Here is a 19,121-nt window from a genome sequence, read left to right as displayed (position 1 = left end):
CTATCGTTTAGATTTAGGAGGTCCAATCACTTCTGAAAAGATGAAACCTTGTAACAATTCCTGTTCGTTCTTTGGAAGAATTGAAGTTGACTTCACCGTACGCTTTGCTTCTTTCACCCGAACAGTTGCACGTCTGGATGTAGAAGTCTCCACTGGAACATTTTCAGTTACTGGTTCCATTGTAAGTTCTTGGCGAGCAGGTTGTTTCACCTCTATGGTGCGGATAGGTTCTGGACTTCTCCTTTGTGGCTCCTGGAACTCCTCGAACAACTTTCTTGCGTAATCATCAAGTCGTTTAGGCTGTCGTGACTGCTGATTAGGTGATACTGGCCGCTGACGAGGTGGAGTCTCTTCCTGCTGGTCCCCGAACTTCTTAAACAACAACGATATCAATCCTAAAACAATGACCGCAATTATTTCCATGCAGAAGTGCTCCTTTCATGTCAGCTTATTACTTGTTGTCATCCTGATCTTTTTGCTGTCCGCCCATTTTACTGATCGAATCTCTCATACTTGTATCAGCTTGAAGATTTCGGTAATTCATGTAATCCATAACACCTAAGTTACCTTCACGGAATGCTTCAGCCATTGCCATCGGAACTTCAGCTTCGGCTGCAACAACCTTCGCACGCATTTCGTGAATTCGGGCTTTCATTTCCTGTTCAGTTGCAACGGCCATAGCGCGGCGCTCTTCCGCTTTTGCTTGAGCAATATTCTTATCTGCTTCAGCTTGTTCTGTTTGCAATTCAGCACCAATATTCTTGCCTATATCAACGTCTGCGATGTCGATGGATAAAATTTCGAATGCAGTCCCTGAATCCAGACCTTTAGACAATACAGTTTTAGAGATTAAATCAGGATTTTCCAGTACTTTTTTATGATGCTCGGAGCTACCGATCGTACTGACGATCCCTTCTCCGACACGGGCGATGATGGTTTCTTCGCCTGCACCACCTACAAGTCGGTCGATATTAGCTCGCACTGTAATTCTTGCCCTGGCTTTCACTTCAATCCCGTTCATGGCCATACCGGCTATAAATGGTGTTTCAATCACTTTCGGGTTAACGGACATTTGAACAGCTTCCAAAACGTCACGTCCTGCAAGATCTATTGCAGCGGCCCGTTCAAAACTCAATTCGATATTTGCACGGTGGGCAGCAATCAATGAGTTGATGACCCGATCCACATTACCACCTGCAAGGTAGTGACTTTCAAGTTGATTGATCGAAACGCTTAATCCGGCCTTATGCGCTTTGATCAAAGGGTTTACGACCCTTGCTGGGATTACCCTTCTTAATCTCATTCCAATTAGAGTAAAGATGCTTACTTTTACTCCAGCAGCAAGTGCAGAAATCCATAGAGCTACCGGGACAAGGGTAAAGAAAATGGCCAATGCGATAATGACGACAACAACGATAAGTCCGGTAAAGAGTAAATCTAATGGCATTTGTTTTCCTCCTTTTAATCCAACATTTTTCTTACAACGATTCTGGAGCCTTCCACTTTTACTACTTTTACGGCAGTATTGGAATCCAAATAACTGCCTTCTGTTACTGCATCGATTCTTTCTTCTTCAACAATAATTGTTCCAGAAGGTCTTAAAGGGGTCAGGCTGATGCCGGTCTTTCCAAGTAAGTCAAGGCGATTAACGTTAGACACATACCCACTTTCGGTGTTGGTAGCATCCTTTAAGATCAGCCTATTCAAAAGATGCATCTTCTTACCGAAGATTTTCACTAAAATCACCATTCCTATAATTGCGACAAGCAAAGCGATGACTACTGAGATAGTCATGTACAACATATTGCCCCCCGCTAATATGATACTTCCGATTATAGCACCAAAGCCAAGCAATCCTGCAATTCCTCCCGGCAAGAATATTTCGGCCACCACCAAGATGACCCCCACCACAAATAAAATGATGGACTCATGGCCTGCAAGTCCTGCCACCATATGACCATAGAAGAATAAGATCAGTGCGCTTATACCCATAAGTCCGGGAATACCGAATCCAGGAGAATACAACTCAACAATGAGTCCAAGACTAGCGATTGATAATAGGATAGGCACTACCACCGGATTCGTAATGAACCGGGCGATTTTCTCGGCAATGGTCATTTCCACAGGTATGAGGTCCGCATTTGCTAATCCAGCCATTTCCATCACTTCATTAATAGAAGCAGCCGTTCCATTAGAATAGCCCACTTTTAAAGCGTCTGAAGCTGAAAGTGTTAAAAGTGAACCTTTTGGTGCACCAAAATCCGGCAAATCGATATTTTTGTCCGCCATTGCCTTTGCATAAATCGGTTCTCTATTTGTGCTCTCTGCTGCAGAAGCCATTTGAGCAAGCCATGCACTGGTCGCTTTTTCATCTGCGGCATTTCCCGCTTGGTCAATTACAGCAGCTGAACCCATTGTTGCACCAGGGGCAAAATAAATTTCATCCGCATGCAAGGCTATATAGGCGCCAGCTGAATGTGCTTCCCTATTAATGTAAGCAATCGTCTTTAGTGGTGAATTTTGAATCCGCTTTCCAATATCACCAGCAGCATTGACGAATCCACCAGGAGTATGAATTTCAAAGATTACAGCGTCCGCTCCGTTTTCTTCCGCTTCATCCAATGCACGGTCTAAATATGCACTTAATCCTTTTTCAACTTCCTCTTCAATTGGTATATGATAGACTTCGTCCGCCATAACTGTGATTGGAAGGAAAAATAATAATGATAAAAGAAAAACCGGAAGCAATTTTAATGCGTTGATCTTTAGGGCCATATAACGTTCACCCCTTCCCTTTCAAGACTTAGTATGTATACGGATTAAAGGACTAAAGGTTTCACTTCAAGAAAAAAATAAAACCGGATCATCCTTCATGGATTCTCCGGTTTAGATCATAATCAATTTAATAGTTTTGTACGCAGGGACGGTGAGGGTTATTACCACTTACGTTTACGTGCAGCTTCAGACTTCTTTTTACGTTTTACACTTGGTTTTTCATAAAACTCGCGCTTTCTAACTTCTTGGATCGTACCACTTTTAGACACAGTACGTTTGAAGCGGCGAAGAGCATCTTCAAGTGATTCGTTTTTACGAACGACAGTTTTTGACATCTCTCTTTCCCTCCCTCCGACACACATCAAACATGACATAGGCCATGTACTCAAGAAATTATATCGTATTGTCGCTTTGTGGTCAATAGATAGCTTCGATTTTAATAATCTGAGGTTGAAGAAAGGCCTTGCATGATTTGAACACCTGAACTTGCACCGATTCTGGTTGCACCGGCTTCCACCATATTGTTCAAATCTTCCAAGCTTCTTACGCCGCCGGATGCTTTCACACCCATTTCAGGTCCTACTGTACCACGCATAAGTTTCACATCTTCTACAGTTGCCCCACCTGTAGAAAAACCGGTTGAAGTTTTGACAAAATCAGCACCCGCTGTCTTCGATAATTCACAAGCCGCACGTTTTTCTTCATCAGTCAACAAGCTTGTTTCAATAATAACTTTGACGATAGCACTTCCTTTTGCAGCTTCAACGACAGCCTTAATATCTGACTTTACCATTTCAGTATCATCAGATTTAAGTGCACCGATATTAATGACCATATCGATTTCCTGTGCGCCTTTTGAAATAGCGTCTTTTGTTTCAAAAGCCTTAGTTTCGGAAGTAGAAGCCCCAAGAGGAAAACCGATAACGGTACACACCTTAACAGGCGAACCTTTTAATTCTTCAGCAGCAACTGCCACCCATGTAGGATTTACACAAACAGATGCAAAGGAATATTCCTTTGCTTCCGCACATAATTGAATAATTTGCTCTTTTGTTGTTTCTGCTTTTAACAATGTGTGATCGATAAAAGAAGCGATGTTTTGGGTCATGGATATTCTCCTTTTAATTCTGTATTTAATAACATCAATTTACACTGGAGCAATCGCTCCAGGCGGACGCTTTCCGCGGGCTCGCGCCAAGCCTCGGACCGACAGGATGTCGGTTATGGATGCGTTGCCGCACGATGCGGCGTTTTAGCATCCCTTCCACTTGCGCCTGCGGGGTCTCGGACTGTCTCGCTGTCGGGCCCTCAGGATGCGGGTCATGCGTCTGTTGCCACAGGACGTGGCGAACTTAGGACGCCTTCCTCTAAGGAGTCGCCGCCTTCCGCTCCTGTCTTTACAATAAAATTATTACCATATGTTACCAAAAGCATTTGTTATAGCTTTTACATTTGTAGTAATTACTAAAAACTTTATTAATAAGTTCTATTGTTAATGTCGGTAAGCGAGAAGTGCCTGCCACGAAGACTCCTGTGGGAATAGCTTGAGCTGAAGACCCCGCAGGAACGACAGTTGGGGGAACAAAGGCTAAAATCGCCGCGTCCTGCGGCAACGCCTTTGTGACCAACCTCCTGCTGGCCTAAAGCCAAGCCCACGGAAAGCGAAGTGGCAGGCACTGCTGATATTTTATTCGCTTTACACGACAGCTGTAGTTTCTATGTCAGTTTCCAAGTCGTCCATTACACGTACAAACTGACCTTCACAATAAGGATAGCCAACTTTTGTAATCTTAACTCTGACCAGTTTTCCGACCATTTCATCTGTTGCCGGGAACACGACCTTCAAATAATTATCCGTATAGCCTTCATATAGACCGCTTTCAGGCTGATCATTGTAAGGCCCTTCCGGAATAACTTCCAACACTTCATTTTCAAAAAGTGAAGCATACTCCTTCGCTAATTGATCATTTAGCGTGATGAGGCGATGAACTCGTTCATTTTTAATATTTTCATCAATTTGGTCTTCCATTCTCGCTGCTGGAGTACCCGTCCGTTTCGAATATGGGAATACATGAAGTTCAGAGAATTTGTGTTCGCGAATGAAATCATATGTTTCCATGAATTCCTCTTCAGACTCCCCAGGGAATCCAACAATTACATCCGAAGTCAATGAGAATTGAGGAAGTGCTTCCCGAAGACGTTCAAGTCTCTCAGCGAAGAACTCCATTGTATATTTACGGCGCATACGTTTCAAAACTGTGTTAGATCCTGACTGAAGTGGAATATGCAAGTGGCGTACAACGATGTTTGAATCACGAAGTACGTCAATCACCTCATCAGTCAGCTGACTCGCTTCGATAGAACTAATTCGTAGGCGCTTAAGACCTTTTACTTGGGTTTCAATATCACGAAGCAATTGTGCCAAGTTGTAATCTTTGAGATCCTCTCCATAGCCACCAGTGTGGATACCTGTTAAGACGATTTCTAAATAACCTGCATCAACCAATTGCTGCGCTTGTCTGACGACCTCTTTCGGATCACGGGATCTCATTAATCCTCGAGCCCAAGGAATGATACAGAAGGTACAGAAATTGTTACAGCCTTCCTGTATTTTCAGTGATGCTCTATGACGATCCGTAAATGAAGGAACGTCAAGTTCTTCATATACTCGATTTTTCATAATATTTCCTACTGCATTGATCGGTTGGCGCTCAACTTTATACTGCTCAATATAGTCGAGCATCTTTTTACGATCCATCGTACCGACAACTATGTCAACTCCAGGTATCGCCATAATTTCAGCCGGGGAAGTTTGCGCATAACAACCTGTTACACAAATGACAGCATCCGGATTCTGTCGAATCGCACGACGAATGACTTGACGACTCTTCTTGTCGCCTGTATTCGTCACAGTACAAGTATTAATAACGTAAACATCAGACGTGTGTTCAAAGTCAGTACGCTCGTAGCCTGAGTCTTTAAAAAGCTGCCAGATCGCTTCAGTTTCGTAATGGTTGACTTTGCAGCCCAAAGTATGGAATGCAACTGTTGCCAAGGCTGCTCACCTCTTTCATTCAAATTCGTATGATATAGCGGACAATACGTATAAAGGGGCTGTTTCTGTTCTAAGTATACGGGGTCCGAGGGAAATCGTTTTGAAACCGGCTTCCTTCAGTACCTCAGCTTCATTTCTCGAGAGCCCGCCTTCTGGGCCGAACACGACCATCATCGATAGTTTATCATATACGGATTTCATTTGCTCGGCAAATCGTGTACGAGTAATTGCTTTTGCATCTTCTTCATCCGCGACGTAAAGGACATCGAATTGGGAGCTCATGTCAATCAGTTGTTTTAGGCTGATGGGTTCATGCACTTCTGGAATGATCGACCGATGCGATTGCTCCGCTGCTTCCTTAGCAATTTTCTGCAGTCTTTCCTGCTTCTTTGCGCCTTTTTTGTCATCCCATTTCACAATGGAGCGCTCAGCTTTAAACGGAATTAACTCATTCATCCCAAGTTCTGTCGCTTTTTGAGCAATCCATTCTAGTTTCTCGCCTTTCGGTAATCCACAAGCGATGGCAACACGAATGGGCATTTCATTGTTCCTTAATTCATTCGATTCCGGAACAACAATGACGGATTGATCTGTGATCGTAGTGATTTCCGCTATAAACGAACGCTGACTAATGACCACAATGACTCGGTCACCAACCCCCATCCGTAAAACTCTGGAGATATGCTTTGCGTCCTCACCCGAAATTTCTACTGAGCCATCTTCAAGTAAAGGGCCGTTAATGAAATACCGCTGCATCACTTACCTCCATTATTGTGGTTTACGAGATATGATGGTCACCCAGTCTTCCATCATCATAATCTCCTCTATCTCAAAACCAGATTGAGTCAAAGCTGTTTTTACATCGTCTTTCTTCGCCTCGATAATACCTGAAGTGATGAATTTCCCACCGTTTTTCACAATTTGGAAGGCATCATCAGTAAATGACATGATCACCTCGGCAAGAATATTCGCTACGACGATATCACCAGGCTTGGTAACTGTATCTAACAAGTTTCCTTGGAGAACATCTATCTGTTCATCGGTATGATTTAACTGAACATTTTCTTTTGCAGCTCTGACTGCCACTTCATCTAAATCAAGAGCGTGTATGTGACCAGCTCCTAACTTGGCAGCCCCGATTGCTAAAACACCAGATCCTGTACCGACATCAATAACATAATCATTTCGTTGCACGGTTTTTTCTAAAGCCTGCAAACACATCACCGTTGTCGGATGAGTGCCGGTTCCGAAAGCCATGCCCGGATCAAGTTCAATGATTAACTCGTCTGTAGAAACCGGCTTGTAATCCTCCCAACTCGGGACAATGGTAAATCGTTCGGAAATCTTGACAGGATGGTAGTATTGCTTCCAAGCAGTTTCCCAGTCCTCTTCATTTACCTCGATCATCGTGACGATGTTCTTTCCGATATTAATGTCAAAATTCTTCAGATTGTTGATTGCAAGTTTAATTTCCTCAACAGTTTCAGTGATGAAACTGTTTGCTGGTAAATAGGCTTTGATAATGACCCCTTCGGTCGGAAAGTCACCTGGATTTAAATCATAGATTTCACCAAATCGATCTTCCCTCTCTCGAAGTAGCTCTTCGGAATCTTCTATGACGACCCCACTTGCGCCAGACTCATGCAATATATTTGATATGGCCTCGGTTGCTTCATGTGTCGTTTGAATGGATAATTCTGCCCAATTCACTTGCAATCAACTCCTTTTAGTCACCTTTAATTGTTCGTTTAATTTTATCAAAAAGGGAACTTCCTTGTTCTTCCGGTATATCCCCGCTAATCTCCGCAAAGTCACGGAGTAATTGTTTTTGTTTTTCAGTCAGTTTTTTAGGAGTAGTAATTCTCACAATAACATGCTGATCCCCAACTCCATAACCATGAACATTTTTCACACCTTTTCCTTTTAAGCGGAATTTCGTTCCGGTTTGTGTGCCAGCTGGTATTTTCAGCTTCACTTTTCCATGAACGGTCGGCACCTCAATCTCATCACCTAATGCAGCTTGAGGGAAGGTAAGTGGAATTTCTAAATAGATGTCGTCACCGTCACGTTCGAATTTTTCATGTTCGCGAACTCGGAACACGATATACAAGTCGCCAGCAGGGCCGCCATTTCGTCCAGGCTCTCCTTGACCAGACACCCTTAGCTGTTGACCATCATCAACTCCAGCAGGGATTGTCACTTTTATCTTTTTACGTGTTTTGACTGTGCCATCACCGTGGCAGGTAGGACATTTTTCAGGAATGATCTTACCTGTTCCGTGACAAACTGGACATGCTCTTCTATTGACCATTCGGCCAAAGGCTGTTTCTTGGACGCTGCTGACTTGCCCAGTACCGCTACAGTGGGTACAAGTCTCAGGAGAAGTTCCTGGCTTTGCCCCATTCCCGTTACATGTGGCACAAGTTTCTTCTTTCGGTATCTCAATTTCAGTTTCTTTTCCGAATACCGCATCCTCAAAGTCGATCACCATGGAGTATTGTAGATCGTCTCCCTTACGTGGAGCGTTCGGATCTCGTCTGCGGGTGCTCCCGCCACCGAAAAACGAACTAAAAATATCTTCAAAGCCAAAACCATCAGCACCAGCGCCACCGAAACCACCAAATCCGCCAAAGCCTTGGTTGCCTGCATCGTGGCCGTATTGGTCATATTGTGCTTTTTTCTGATCGTCACTCAATACTTCATAAGCTTCAGATATTTCTTTGAACTTATCAACGGCATCCGGATCTTTGTTTATATCCGGATGGTACTGTTTGGATAACTTGCGATACGCTTTTTTAATCTCTTCTTTTGATGCCGATTTTGATAAACCGAGCACCTCATAATAATCCCGTTTTGTACTCATTGTCTCACTCCCGGTTCACTTTCACATAAAGTCTATTCTAACACGTAGAAATTTCGAATGGCAAAAACATTTGGCTTTGGTTACATATACAAGCATATGCATTGAAAAAGCCAAAGCCGATAAACGGACTTTGGCTTTTTCAATTAAATACATTATTTGTTTTTATCGTCGTTTACTTCTTCAAATTCAGCGTCCACGACACCATCGTCAGAGCCGCCTGCATTGTCTTCGCCTTCTTGACCTTGAGCTTGCTGTGCAGCTTGCTCATATAATTTCACAGATAGTTGCTGAACAATTTCCATCAACTTATCTTTCTTCGTACGAATATCTTCTAATTCGCCTTTTTCAAGTGCCGCTTTTAATTCGTCTTTTGCAGTTTCAGCATTTTTCACTTCTTCTTCTGAAACTTTGTCACCAAGGTCTTTTAATGTTTTTTCAGTCATGAAAATTGCTTGGTCTGCATCATTTTTCAAATCAGCTTCTTCTTTACGCTGTTTATCTGCGTCAGCGTTGGCTTCAGCTTCCTTGACCATACGTTCAATTTCTTCATCGGAAAGAGAAGTGTTCGATTGGATGGTAATGTTTTGTTCTTTTCCAGTCCCAAGGTCTTTTGCTTTAACATTCACAATTCCGTTTTTATCGATATCGAAAGTTACTTCGATTTGCGGAACTCCTCGTGGAGCAGGAGGAATATCAGACAATTGGAATCTTCCTAACGTCTTATTGTCTGCCGCCATCGGACGTTCACCTTGAAGCACATGGATATCAACAGCTGGCTGGTTGTCTGCAGCAGTGGAGAATACTTGAGATTTTGAAGTCGGAATTGTCGTGTTCCGATCAATAAGTTTCGTAAATACTCCACCCATAGTTTCAATTCCAAGAGATAATGGAGTTACATCAAGAAGCACTACATCTTTCACATCTCCTGTTAAAACTCCGCCTTGTACAGCGGCACCCATAGCTACTACTTCATCCGGGTTTACACCACGGTGTGGATCTTTACCAATTTCTTTCTTGATGGCTTCCTGAACAGCAGGAATACGAGTAGAGCCACCAACCAGAATTACTTTATCAATTTCTGATGCAGATAGACCAGAATCTTTCAACGCTTGTCGTGTAGGACCCATCGTACGTTCCACAAGATGAGCAGTCAATTCATCGAATTTCGCACGGGAAAGTGTCATTTCAAGGTGAAGTGGTCCAGCTTCCCCAGCTGTAATGAATGGCAAGGAAATTTGAGTGGATGATACACCAGAAAGATCTTTTTTAGCCTTTTCAGCTGCATCTTTCAAACGCTGCATTGCCATTTTATCTTTTGAAAGATCAATACCGTTTTCTTTACGGAATTCCTGAACCAAATAATCCATAACCACTTGGTCAAAATCATCTCCGCCAAGGCGATTATCACCAGCAGTAGCGCGTACTTCGAATACACCATCCCCAAGTTCGAGGATCGATACGTCAAACGTACCACCGCCAAGGTCAAATACAAGAATTGTTTGATCTTCTTCTGTTTTATCTAAACCGTAAGCAAGCGCAGCTGCAGTAGGTTCGTTGATAATTCGCTCTACCTCAAGACCTGCAATACGGCCAGCATCTTTCGTCGCTTGTCGTTCAGCATCATTGAAATAAGCAGGTACGGTAATAACAGCTTTTGTTACTTTTTCACCAAGATAGTCTTCAGCAAAACCTTTCAAGTATTGTAAGATCATCGCTGAAATTTCTTGTGGAGTGAATTCTTTGCCTTCAATCGTTTCTTTATAATCAGTACCCATATGTCGTTTGACTGACATAACTGTATTCGGGTTTGTAATGGATTGGCGTTTTGCTACTTCTCCTACTTGGCGTTCACCATTTTTGAATGCAACAACAGATGGTGTTGTTCGGTTTCCTTCTGGATTAGGAATGACTTTCGGTTCGCCACCTTCTAATACAGCTACACAAGAATTTGTTGTTCCAAGGTCAATACCAATAATTTTAGACATTATAAATTCCTCCTAATTCAATCGGTTTACTCGTTAACTTTAACCATCGTCGGTCTTAGAATGCGATCCTTTAACATATACCCTTTTTGGAGTTCTGCTAATACGATCCCGGCTGGTTTCGCTTCATCCTTTTCCTGCATGACAGCTTGGTGGAAGTTAGGATCGAATTCTTTGCCTTCCGCTTCAATTGCAGACAATCCCTCTTCTTCAACTGCTGCTACAAGAGAACGGTATACCATATCCATCCCTTTCAAGATAGATATCCCTTCATCAGTTTTCGGTTCCACTTGCAATGCACGTTCGAAGTTATCGAGGACCGGTAGAATATTTGTCAATATTTTTTGAGCTCGGTATTTTTCAGCCGATTCCCGGTCAAGATTGCTTCGGCGTTTAAAGTTTTCAAAGTCAGCACGTGCCCTTAACCCTCGTGCTTCCTCTTCTTCGAGTTTGTTTTTCAGTTCCTCGATCTGTTTTCGGAGCTCGCTTGTTTCATCTTCTGGCTGCTGAACTTCTGTTTCATTGTTGAGTTCAACCGTCTCATCAGAAGCTGCTTCCTCTAAAGAAGCCGTTTCCACTTTTTGCAGATTTTGCTCCAATTCATCTTTTTTCTCAGTCAAAATATGAATCCTCCTTTAATGCCGGTCAGCCAATAATAGGCGGGTGAGTTCTTTGGAGAGACTTCCGCTAAGTAGATCCAATATGGATACTACCCTACGGTAATCCATTCGTTTCGGTCCAACAATCGCAATGGAACCGCTCTGCTCATCCCCTACTCGATAAGAAGCAGTTATGACACTACAATCTCCCATGGCATCCAGTTTGTTTTCTGTGCCTATCTTGATCTTGATTCCTTTATTTCGCTCATGGAAGATTGAAGCGATTGCTTCAGATTCATCCAGTAGTCCCATAAAGTCTTTGATTTTTTGGACATCATGGAATTCTGGCTGATTGAACATGTTCATCTTACCACCATAAAACAATTTGTCTTCATGCTCAATCCAAACAACTTCCCTGAACGAAGAAAATAGTTCTCCATATCGGTTAATATGTTGTCTGAAGAGATGAACAGTCTCATTTTCAAGTTTTTTGTGAAGGTCATGCAAATATGTTCCGGTAAGTTTTTCATTCAGAATATTGACCATTTTTTCAAGATCTGACGGCGCAATATTTTCAGGAATCGAAAACAATCTATTCTCGACATGCCCTTCATCCGTTACAATGATCGCTACAGCAGATTCAGAATTGATGGGAACAATCGAAAATCGCTTAACCTTGTGTTTCCCGACGTCCGGCCCTAGTAAAATTGACGTGTAATTTGTCAATTCCGAAAGAATGGTCGCGGACCTTTTGATCAATTCTTCTGTTTCCGTCATTTTCTCCATGAAAATGGATTTGATCGTAAACAGATCTTCCTGCCTGATATTTTCCGGCTTTAATAGATGATCGACATAATAGCGATACCCTTTTTCAGACGGAATACGCCCTGAAGAAGTATGTGGTTTTTCAAGGAAACCGAGTTCCTCCAGATCAGCCATATCATTTCGAATAGTAGCCGGACTGAATGACAACTCTTTCTTCTTCGAAATCTGTCTGGATCCTACCGGTTGAGCAGATTGTATAAAATCATCAACAGTGACTTGCAATATGAGAATTTGCCGATTCGTCAACATGATCATCACTCCTGTTAGCACTCGTTGAATTTGAGTGCTAATACTATACTTAAATTATCAAAAAGCGGGGGCCATTGTCAATTAAATGGCTTACCCGCTAATCAGAAATTCTTGGAATACTTCGTTGCCTAAGTATTTCCCTTTTTGTGTTAGTTTAATTGAGTCGTCACACCACTCAAGAAGTCCTTGTTCAATCAAATTCTCTATTTTATCTCCAAAGATAGATAGCAAATCCAACCTGAATTTTTCTTTAAAGCGCTTTGAAGATACCCCTTCAATTTTTCGTAATCCTAAAAACAATTCTTCTTCAATTTTTTCTTTTGTCGGCACTTCATGAGATTGAAGAACTGGAAGCTGCCCTTCCTGCAACAGGTTAATATATCGTTTCAACGGACCGACATTTGAGTAGCGGGTACCATTTAAATAACCGTGAGCTCCGGCACCGATTCCTGCGTAGGAATCATTGTTCCAGTAAATCAGATTATGGAGTGATTCAGTTCCCGGTTGAGCGAAATTGCTTATTTCGTACTGCCATTTCCCCGCTTCCTCCATCCTCTTCATGAGTAAACCGTACATTTCTGCTTCCAGGTCTTCTCCTGGCAATCGAAGCTTACCTTTGTTCATAAGATTATAGAACACTGTTTTCGGTTCAATAATTAATGAATAAGCCGAGTAATGAGGCAAGTCCAATTTTAAGGCGATATCTAACGTTTCAACCCAATCTTCCATGGTTTGTCCTGGCAATCCATACATCAAATCGATACTTAGATTTTGGAATCCAATTTCTTTAGCTAATTCGATTGTCCGGTATGCATCTTCGTTACTATGTGTCCGCCCAATTTTTTTCAACAGTTCAGGATGAAAGGATTGGACCCCGATGCTAAGCCTGTTTACTCCGCCGTCTTTTAGAATCTGCATTTTCTCCAGTGTTAAATCGTCGGGGTTCGCTTCAGAAGTAAACTCAATCACTGTCGGAAGATCGAAATGCTGTTGAATAATCTCCATTAATCTTAAGAGCTGGGAAGGATTCAAAGCAGTTGGTGTTCCGCCGCCTAAAAAAATTGTTTTGGGGTTTCTGGTGATTGCACCAGATTGCATCAGAAGGATGATTTCAGTATTGAGTGCTTCAATGTATTCATCCACCGGCTGGTTCTTGATGAATACTTTGTTGAAATCACAGTAATGGCAAATTTGCTGACAAAACGGGATGTGAATATAAATGCCTTCTACCATGTTTACCTCCTCCTTTCATAAACATAAAGCTACAGTCCATCAACAAAAAAGAGGGCAAGGTGCCCCCTAATCATCATTTCTTATTTTGATCGTCCATTTTGAGAACAGCCATGAATGCTTCTTGTGGAACTTCAACTGATCCCACTTGCTTCATGCGCTTCTTCCCTTCTTTTTGCTTTTCTAAAAGTTTACGCTTACGGGAAATGTCGCCGCCATAACATTTAGCAAGTACGTTTTTTCCCATCGATTTAATCGTCGACCGGGCAACGATTTTCGTTCCGATCGCAGCCTGAACCGGTACTTCAAACTGCTGACGCGGTATGAGCTCTTTCAGTTTCTCAACAATCGCCTTTCCGCGCTCATAGCTGAAATCACGGTGAACGATGAAGCTTAACGCATCAATCTTCTCGTTGTTTAAAAGGATATCCATTTTCACTAACTTAGATGGCCTATAGCCGATTAATTCATAGTCAAATGATGCATACCCTTTCGTGCTCGATTTCAATTGGTCAAAGAAATCATATACGATTTCAGATAATGGAATTTCATAAAGGATATTCACCCTTGATGAATCCATATAATCCATCGTTAAGAAATTTCCACGTTTGTATTGGCAAAGCTCCATGACTGCTCCGACATAATCATTCGGAACCATAATTGAAGCTTTCACATAAGGTTCCTCTACCTGATCGATTTTTTGAGGGTCAGGCATCATAGATGGATTGTCCACCCTTAGAGAAGAGCCATCAGTTAATTTGACATCATAAATAACACTTGGCGCAGTAGTGATTAAGTCAATTTTAAATTCACGCTCAATCCGCTCTTGAATGATTTCCATATGAAGTAAACCAAGGAAACCACATCGGAAACCGAAACCTAGCGCTTGTGAAGTCTCTGCTTCATATTGTAGAGCGGAGTCGTTTAGTTCAAGTTTCTCTAAAGCTTCACGTAAATCGTTATATTTCGATGTGTCAATTGGATAAAGACCACAATAAACCATGGGGTTCAATTTCCGGTAACCCGGCAGCGGATCTGTCGAAGCGTTCGCTGCACTTGTAATCGTATCCCCGACGTGTGTATCCCCTACATTTTTAATGGAGGCAGTTAAATAACCAACGTCTCCTACTGTCAATTCATCCGTAGATGTTGACTTTGGTCTGAATACGCCTGTTTCCACGACGTCAAATTCTTTTCCAGTGGCCATCATACGAATTTTATCGCCCGGCTTAACAGTTCCCTCTACAATACGAATATAGGCGATAACACCTTTATATGGATCATATAAGGAGTCGAAAATAAGCGCCTTAAGTGGTGCTTCCGGATCCCCTTGTGGTGCAGGAACTTTTTCAACAATTTGTTCAAGGATATCTTCAATGCCGATTCCGGATTTCGCCGAGGCAAGTACCGCTTCTGAAGCGTCCAATCCGATTACATTTTCAATTTCGTCCCTTACACGTTCAGGATCAGCAGCTGGCAAGTCGATTTTATTAATGACCGGAAGAATCTCCAAGTCGTTATCCAGGGCAAGGTAAACGTTCGCCAATGTTTGAGCTTCGATGCCTTGTGCTGCATCTACGACTAAAAGGGCTCCTTCGCAAGCAGCAAGGCTTCGAGAAACTTCATAGGTAAAGTCTACGTGTCCCGGCGTGTCAATCAAGTGGAAAATGTATTCCTGACCATCTTTTGCCTCATATTTCAGCTGAACAGCTGTCAATTTAATCGTAATGCCGCGTTCCCGTTCCAAATCCATGGAATCGAGCAGCTGGCCTTTCATTTCACGTGCTGTAAGAGTCTTTGTCGACTCCAAAATACGGTCCGCCAATGTCGATTTCCCATGATCGATATGTGCAATGATGGAAAAATTCCGGATCCGTTTCTGTCTATCTAATCGTTGTTCTCGGTTCATGCGTGTCCACTCCTATTTAAGCTATTAGAATTATAGCAGTGTACACCCAATCCTTCAATCTTTCGCTAATTGTTCTGCATTTAAAACGTCTGATGCCGCCTTGCTCAATACAGCGATAGTCCGATTAATTTCCTCTTCCGTATTATCGATTCCACCGATTTCGATAAGTAATAGATTCCTTGAAAGGTCCTGATTATAATTACCGTCAACTCCATGACCTTGCTTTGGAATCAGGCCACGTGAAATATCAGGGATTAATTCGTTCATTCTTTTGGAAATCCGCTCTGCCAGCGCTTCATTCCAACGATAATTATTATTCTCCTGCCCGATGACGATGGCTATTTTCGCATAACTTGCTCCTTCATGTTGTACGGTCGTACGATCCTTTTTTAAGGCATCCCTATGAATATCTAATAGGAGATCATACTGTTTCTCAGCCAACATCTGTTTTACATGGGGCCGTATGGCATCATATGCTTTTGTACGAGAAACCTTAACATCCAATACATCTGTTTGGATGTTATTAGCCTGAAAATGAGCTTTCAGTTGTTCTCCGAAATTTGTAATATTCTTTTCGAGGTGAGAGACTGCTATCTTTCCGTCATGAGCTTGTGTAATCGGCTTGAAGGCCTCGTCGTAATGGGTAAAATACACAAGGGCACTTTTTTTCTGAACAGCAGGCTCCTCAACAGCTGGAGGAGGTTCAATCTGCCGGAGGTTTGACGCATAGACGAGTCGCTGGTCCTTTTTTTCGACAATTGTCACTTCTTCTTTTGCTTCTGCCGGGATTTTATCGGCTACGATTGGAAGTAAAAAGAGAAAGAAAATAAGCCCGATCCAGAGTTGTAATTTTTTACGCATAAAGATCCCTCCTTCGCCCATTCTATGAACCGCAAAGGAGGGATAGAACCTTTAGGACAAGCTCGACATCCACTTCGTAATACCGCTTGAAATCAAGGTTGCATAATTAAAAATCCATTGGTCGGTATCCTTAGGTGTGACAAAAATTCGTTGTTCACTTCCGGACAAAGTCTCCTCTAAAAGTTGAAGCTTCTCATCTTTGGACCATTGTGATAGTTCACCAAAAATCGGTTTTAATGGTGCGCGATCCGCTTCTTTTTCCGAATTGTGCAACCAAGGAGTGACGGATAACCTGGAAGAAGGACTATTGGCTTCTTCAATCTTAGAAGCCAAGAACTTAAAAACGGATTCAAGGGCATCTGCAATCATCACGGGTCCATCCACTACTGTCGGAACACCGATTGCTGTTACCGGTATCCCCATAACTTCCTTCGATACTTCCTTACGCTCGTTGCCTACCCCGGAACCCGGATGGATCCCAGTATCAGTTAATTGAATCGTCCGGCAAAGTCTTGTACTGCTTCTTGCAGCCAGCGCATCGATGACCAAAATTAAATCCGGTTTGATCCCTTCACTAAGTGAATAGACAAATTCGCTCGTTTCATATCCCGTCTGACCGGTAACACCGGGGGCATAGACAATCATTCTACCGTCACGATCGAAGAACGATGGAACCTCGTCTTGCAACCTGTCAATCGCAAAAGGACCAACTGCGTCCGGTGTAATGGTCCTGTTCCCTAATCCAACGATGAGTATAGTCGATTTGGATGATAATTTTAAATGTTCATGAATGCTATTTAGTTTTTCAATCATGACTTCTTCCAGATCTTTAAATCCATCTTCATCATCAGCTGTTAAAGCTGGGACAGATAAGGTTATGTATGTCCCACTTTTTTTGTTGATGGCTTTTGCACCTTTTTCATCTACTTTAATTTCAGTAATTTGAACACGTCCCTGCCGTTTTTCGGAAAAATCAATACCTGAGGAATCCTCAAGTTTCTCTTTCTCCTGTTTGGTCCGGTGCTGTACCATCTCTTCACTCTCATCAATCAGGTCAGTACGATACCAATTCGTTTCCATTGTCACATTCATCACCTCATTAACATTCTGCTCAAGGTGTCAAGGAAATATTCTTTGCATTTAATGATTGCAATCTCCTATTCACTTTGTTAAAATAATGCTTGTTGTATTGAGACACGAATTTAATGAGGTAACACTCATCGCGGTCTTTTATGTAGGAGGTGAAACACATGCCAAACATTAAATCTGCTATTAAACGCGTTAAAACAAGCGAAGCTGCAAATGCTCAAAACTCAAAAGCTAAATCAGCTATGCGTACTGCTTTGAAAAAAGCTGAAACTGCATTGAATAACAATGAAGAAAACGCCAATGACCTTTTGAAAGCAGCTTACAAACAAATGGACCAAGCCGCTAACAAAGGATTGATCCACAAAAACGCTGTTGCCCGTCAAAAAGCGCGCCTTTCAAAAAAAGCGTAATACAGAATATGAAGAAACCGGTATCCTAAAGGAAACCGGTTTTTTGCTTTTATAATTGATAAACGCCTGTCATTATAGGAAAACGGTATACATCTAAATATCTCATAGAAAAATAATTGGTATTGTAATCATAATATAAAAAATAGTGGAAGGCGGCGACTCCCGCGGAAAGCGTCCGTCCTGAAACGACTTAATAAGCCAGTGCTCGTCACACTACTCCATTTATGAAGATATTTTCTGCATGAGTACTAATTCCAAAATCCGATCGCGATTGCCGCTTACTGTTTTCAGCTTCAGGTCAACATCCGCAAGCTTTTTCATAACCTCAATCAGTTTATTCTCATTAATCCTCAACGTACTATCAAGTAAAAGTTTCACACGATATGGATGGACCTTCAGTTGTTTTGCAATTTGTTGCTGATGATATCCTTTCTTCTTCAAAAAGAAAACGTGATGCATTAATCTTATTTGTGATGCCAATAATGATGTAAGCATGATCGGTTCTTCCTTTTGCCTGATTAAATCATGATAAACGGAAAGTGCTGTTTCTGTATCACCAGTTAAATAAGCGTTCAGCATTTTGAATGCGTCTTGTTCAAGCGTTCTTGCCACCATTTCCTCAATGATGGAAGAAGTGATTTCTTTTTCCTCCCCTAAATAGAGGGACATTTTTTCAATTTCAGCCTGTAGACGGATCATATCAAGTCCTGTAATATCGATCAGCTTCAAGGCAAGCTCTTTGCTAATCGTTTTTCCCCTTTTAGATGCTTCTTGTACCACCCATTGCACTAACTCTTGTTCTTGGAGAGCTTTCCCAACGGCAACTACTGATTTCTCCTTCATTAGCTTCGTGATTTTTTTACGTTCATCTAATTTTTCATAAGGGGCTACAAAAACGGTTACTGCAGTAGTAGATGGGTGTTCAAGCCATCTTTCAAGTGCTTTTAAATCATGTTCCACTTTCACTTTATTTTTCTCAGCGGCTTTTAAAAAAGACGCATTTTTAGCGAGTATAAGCTTTCGTTCACTGAAAAACGGAAATGTATCAGCCTCCTCTATCACAGCTTCAACCGGAATTTCTTCCAAGTCGAAAGACATTTCCTCCAAATCACCTTCAGCAGACAGACGATTTCTTAATCGGCTTATTGTTTCCTCTATAAAATAGCCTTCTTCACCCATCAGCAAGTAGACAGGTGAGAGATTGCCGTTGCGAATCTCTTTCCAAATTGATGTAAACATTATATTCCCCCTGAACTTTCTTCCTCTTAAGTATA

Annotated in this window: 18 protein-coding genes; 1 reads left to right on the top strand and 17 read right to left on the bottom strand. The window is 42.0% G+C overall.

All coding sequences use genetic code 11. The features are described 5' to 3' along the window. From ACFOZY_RS11690 to gpr, 16 genes are all read right to left on the bottom strand, one after another. Nucleotides 1–423: a hypothetical protein gene (locus ACFOZY_RS11690; protein ID WP_378155623.1), complete on the bottom strand. Its 423-nt coding sequence runs from the start codon at nt 421–423 to the stop codon at nt 1–3. A 28-nt stretch (nt 424–451) separates the two neighbouring features. Then, nucleotides 452–1,447: a flotillin-like protein FloA gene (gene floA / locus ACFOZY_RS11685; RefSeq protein WP_378155621.1), complete on the bottom strand. Its 996-nt coding sequence runs from the start codon at nt 1,445–1,447 to the stop codon at nt 452–454. Nucleotides 1,448–1,461: 14 nt separating this feature from the next. Next, a complete protein-coding gene (locus ACFOZY_RS11680) occupies nt 1,462–2,775 on the bottom strand; it encodes an NfeD family protein (RefSeq protein ID WP_378155619.1) in 1,314 nt (437 codons plus the stop codon). A gap of 161 nt (nt 2,776–2,936) precedes the next feature. After that, nucleotides 2,937–3,110, bottom strand: coding sequence for a 30S ribosomal protein S21 (rpsU, locus tag ACFOZY_RS11675; protein WP_004227078.1), 174 nt, complete (start codon nt 3,108–3,110; stop codon nt 2,937–2,939). A gap of 101 nt (nt 3,111–3,211) precedes the next feature. Beyond that, complete coding sequence (deoC, locus tag ACFOZY_RS11670; protein WP_378155617.1) at nt 3,212–3,883, bottom strand: deoxyribose-phosphate aldolase; 672 nt, start codon at nt 3,881–3,883, stop codon at nt 3,212–3,214. 588 nt (nt 3,884–4,471) lie between these two features. Continuing rightward, nucleotides 4,472–5,830 carry a tRNA (N(6)-L-threonylcarbamoyladenosine(37)-C(2))-methylthiotransferase MtaB gene (gene mtaB, locus ACFOZY_RS11665; protein WP_378155615.1) on the bottom strand — a complete coding sequence of 453 codons (1,359 nt, stop codon included), beginning with the start codon at nt 5,828–5,830 and terminating at the stop codon, nt 4,472–4,474. Between the two features lie 15 nt (nt 5,831–5,845). Next, entirely contained in the window at nt 5,846–6,586 is a 741-nt protein-coding gene (locus ACFOZY_RS11660) for a 16S rRNA (uracil(1498)-N(3))-methyltransferase (RefSeq protein ID WP_378155613.1), read from the bottom strand. 12 nt (nt 6,587–6,598) lie between these two features. Then, nucleotides 6,599–7,540: a 50S ribosomal protein L11 methyltransferase gene (gene prmA, locus ACFOZY_RS11655; protein WP_378155611.1), complete on the bottom strand. Its 942-nt coding sequence runs from the start codon at nt 7,538–7,540 to the stop codon at nt 6,599–6,601. A 16-nt stretch (nt 7,541–7,556) separates the two neighbouring features. Next, a complete protein-coding gene (gene dnaJ / locus ACFOZY_RS11650) occupies nt 7,557–8,693 on the bottom strand; it encodes a molecular chaperone DnaJ (protein WP_378155609.1) in 1,137 nt (378 codons plus the stop codon). Nucleotides 8,694–8,845: 152 nt separating this feature from the next. Further along, entirely contained in the window at nt 8,846–10,678 is a 1,833-nt protein-coding gene (gene dnaK / locus ACFOZY_RS11645) for a molecular chaperone DnaK (RefSeq protein WP_378155607.1), read from the bottom strand. A 26-nt stretch (nt 10,679–10,704) separates the two neighbouring features. Further along, nucleotides 10,705–11,295: a nucleotide exchange factor GrpE gene (gene grpE, locus ACFOZY_RS11640; RefSeq protein WP_378155605.1), complete on the bottom strand. Its 591-nt coding sequence runs from the start codon at nt 11,293–11,295 to the stop codon at nt 10,705–10,707. A 15-nt stretch (nt 11,296–11,310) separates the two neighbouring features. Beyond that, nucleotides 11,311–12,348: a heat-inducible transcriptional repressor HrcA gene (gene hrcA / locus ACFOZY_RS11635; protein ID WP_378155603.1), complete on the bottom strand. Its 1,038-nt coding sequence runs from the start codon at nt 12,346–12,348 to the stop codon at nt 11,311–11,313. Between the two features lie 90 nt (nt 12,349–12,438). After that, nucleotides 12,439–13,581, bottom strand: coding sequence for a radical SAM family heme chaperone HemW (gene hemW / locus ACFOZY_RS11630; RefSeq protein ID WP_378155601.1), 1,143 nt, complete (start codon nt 13,579–13,581; stop codon nt 12,439–12,441). Between the two features lie 73 nt (nt 13,582–13,654). Continuing rightward, nucleotides 13,655–15,487, bottom strand: a complete 1,833-nt coding sequence (gene lepA / locus ACFOZY_RS11625; RefSeq protein WP_378155599.1) for a translation elongation factor 4 — start codon at nt 15,485–15,487, stop codon at nt 13,655–13,657. Between the two features lie 54 nt (nt 15,488–15,541). Continuing rightward, nucleotides 15,542–16,348, bottom strand: coding sequence for a stage II sporulation protein P (gene spoIIP, locus ACFOZY_RS11620; protein ID WP_378155597.1), 807 nt, complete (start codon nt 16,346–16,348; stop codon nt 15,542–15,544). A gap of 51 nt (nt 16,349–16,399) precedes the next feature. After that, nucleotides 16,400–17,440: a GPR endopeptidase gene (gene gpr, locus ACFOZY_RS11615; RefSeq protein ID WP_378156140.1), complete on the bottom strand. Its 1,041-nt coding sequence runs from the start codon at nt 17,438–17,440 to the stop codon at nt 16,400–16,402. A 158-nt stretch (nt 17,441–17,598) separates the two neighbouring features. Between gpr and rpsT the strand changes: the two genes are divergently transcribed. Next, nucleotides 17,599–17,847 (top strand): 30S ribosomal protein S20, encoded by a 249-nt coding sequence (gene rpsT, locus ACFOZY_RS11610; RefSeq protein WP_378155595.1) that lies wholly within the window; start codon nt 17,599–17,601, stop codon nt 17,845–17,847. 222 nt (nt 17,848–18,069) lie between these two features. Here the strand turns inward: rpsT and holA are convergent, their stop codons facing one another. After that, nucleotides 18,070–19,086, bottom strand: a complete 1,017-nt coding sequence (gene holA, locus ACFOZY_RS11605; protein WP_378155592.1) for a DNA polymerase III subunit delta — start codon at nt 19,084–19,086, stop codon at nt 18,070–18,072. Between the last annotated feature and the right edge of the window lie 35 nt (nt 19,087–19,121).

The sequence above is a fragment of the Chungangia koreensis genome, assembly GCF_042651785.1.
GTDB classification, from domain to species: Bacteria; Bacillota; Bacilli; order Bacillales_A; family Planococcaceae; genus Chungangia; species Chungangia koreensis.
Note: the sequence above shows the minus strand (reverse complement) of the source record. Positions and strands in the feature narration are given on the sequence as shown.

Coding starts and splice junctions, on each gene's coding strand:
- ACFOZY_RS11690 (WP_378155623.1), bottom strand. CDS start 423: ATGGAAATAATTGCGGTCATTGTTTTAGGATTGATATCGTTGTTGTTT.
- floA (WP_378155621.1), bottom strand. CDS start 1,447: ATGCCATTAGATTTACTCTTTACCGGACTTATCGTTGTTGTCGTCATT.
- ACFOZY_RS11680 (WP_378155619.1), bottom strand. CDS start 2,775: ATGGCCCTAAAGATCAACGCATTAAAATTGCTTCCGGTTTTTCTTTTA.
- rpsU (WP_004227078.1), bottom strand. CDS start 3,110: ATGTCAAAAACTGTCGTTCGTAAAAACGAATCACTTGAAGATGCTCTT.
- deoC (WP_378155617.1), bottom strand. CDS start 3,883: ATGACCCAAAACATCGCTTCTTTTATCGATCACACATTGTTAAAAGCA.
- ACFOZY_RS11660 (WP_378155613.1), bottom strand. CDS start 6,586: ATGCAGCGGTATTTCATTAACGGCCCTTTACTTGAAGATGGCTCAGTA.
- dnaJ (WP_378155609.1), bottom strand. CDS start 8,693: ATGAGTACAAAACGGGATTATTATGAGGTGCTCGGTTTATCAAAATCG.
- dnaK (WP_378155607.1), bottom strand. CDS start 10,678: ATGTCTAAAATTATTGGTATTGACCTTGGAACAACAAATTCTTGTGTA.
- hrcA (WP_378155603.1), bottom strand. CDS start 12,348: ATGTTGACGAATCGGCAAATTCTCATATTGCAAGTCACTGTTGATGAT.
- hemW (WP_378155601.1), bottom strand. CDS start 13,581: ATGGTAGAAGGCATTTATATTCACATCCCGTTTTGTCAGCAAATTTGC.
- lepA (WP_378155599.1), bottom strand. CDS start 15,487: ATGAACCGAGAACAACGATTAGATAGACAGAAACGGATCCGGAATTTT.
- spoIIP (WP_378155597.1), bottom strand. CDS start 16,348: ATGCGTAAAAAATTACAACTCTGGATCGGGCTTATTTTCTTTCTCTTT.
- gpr (WP_378156140.1), bottom strand. CDS start 17,440: ATGAATGTGACAATGGAAACGAATTGGTATCGTACTGACCTGATTGAT.
- rpsT (WP_378155595.1), top strand. CDS start 17,599: ATGCCAAACATTAAATCTGCTATTAAACGCGTTAAAACAAGCGAAGCT.
- holA (WP_378155592.1), bottom strand. CDS start 19,086: ATGTTTACATCAATTTGGAAAGAGATTCGCAACGGCAATCTCTCACCT.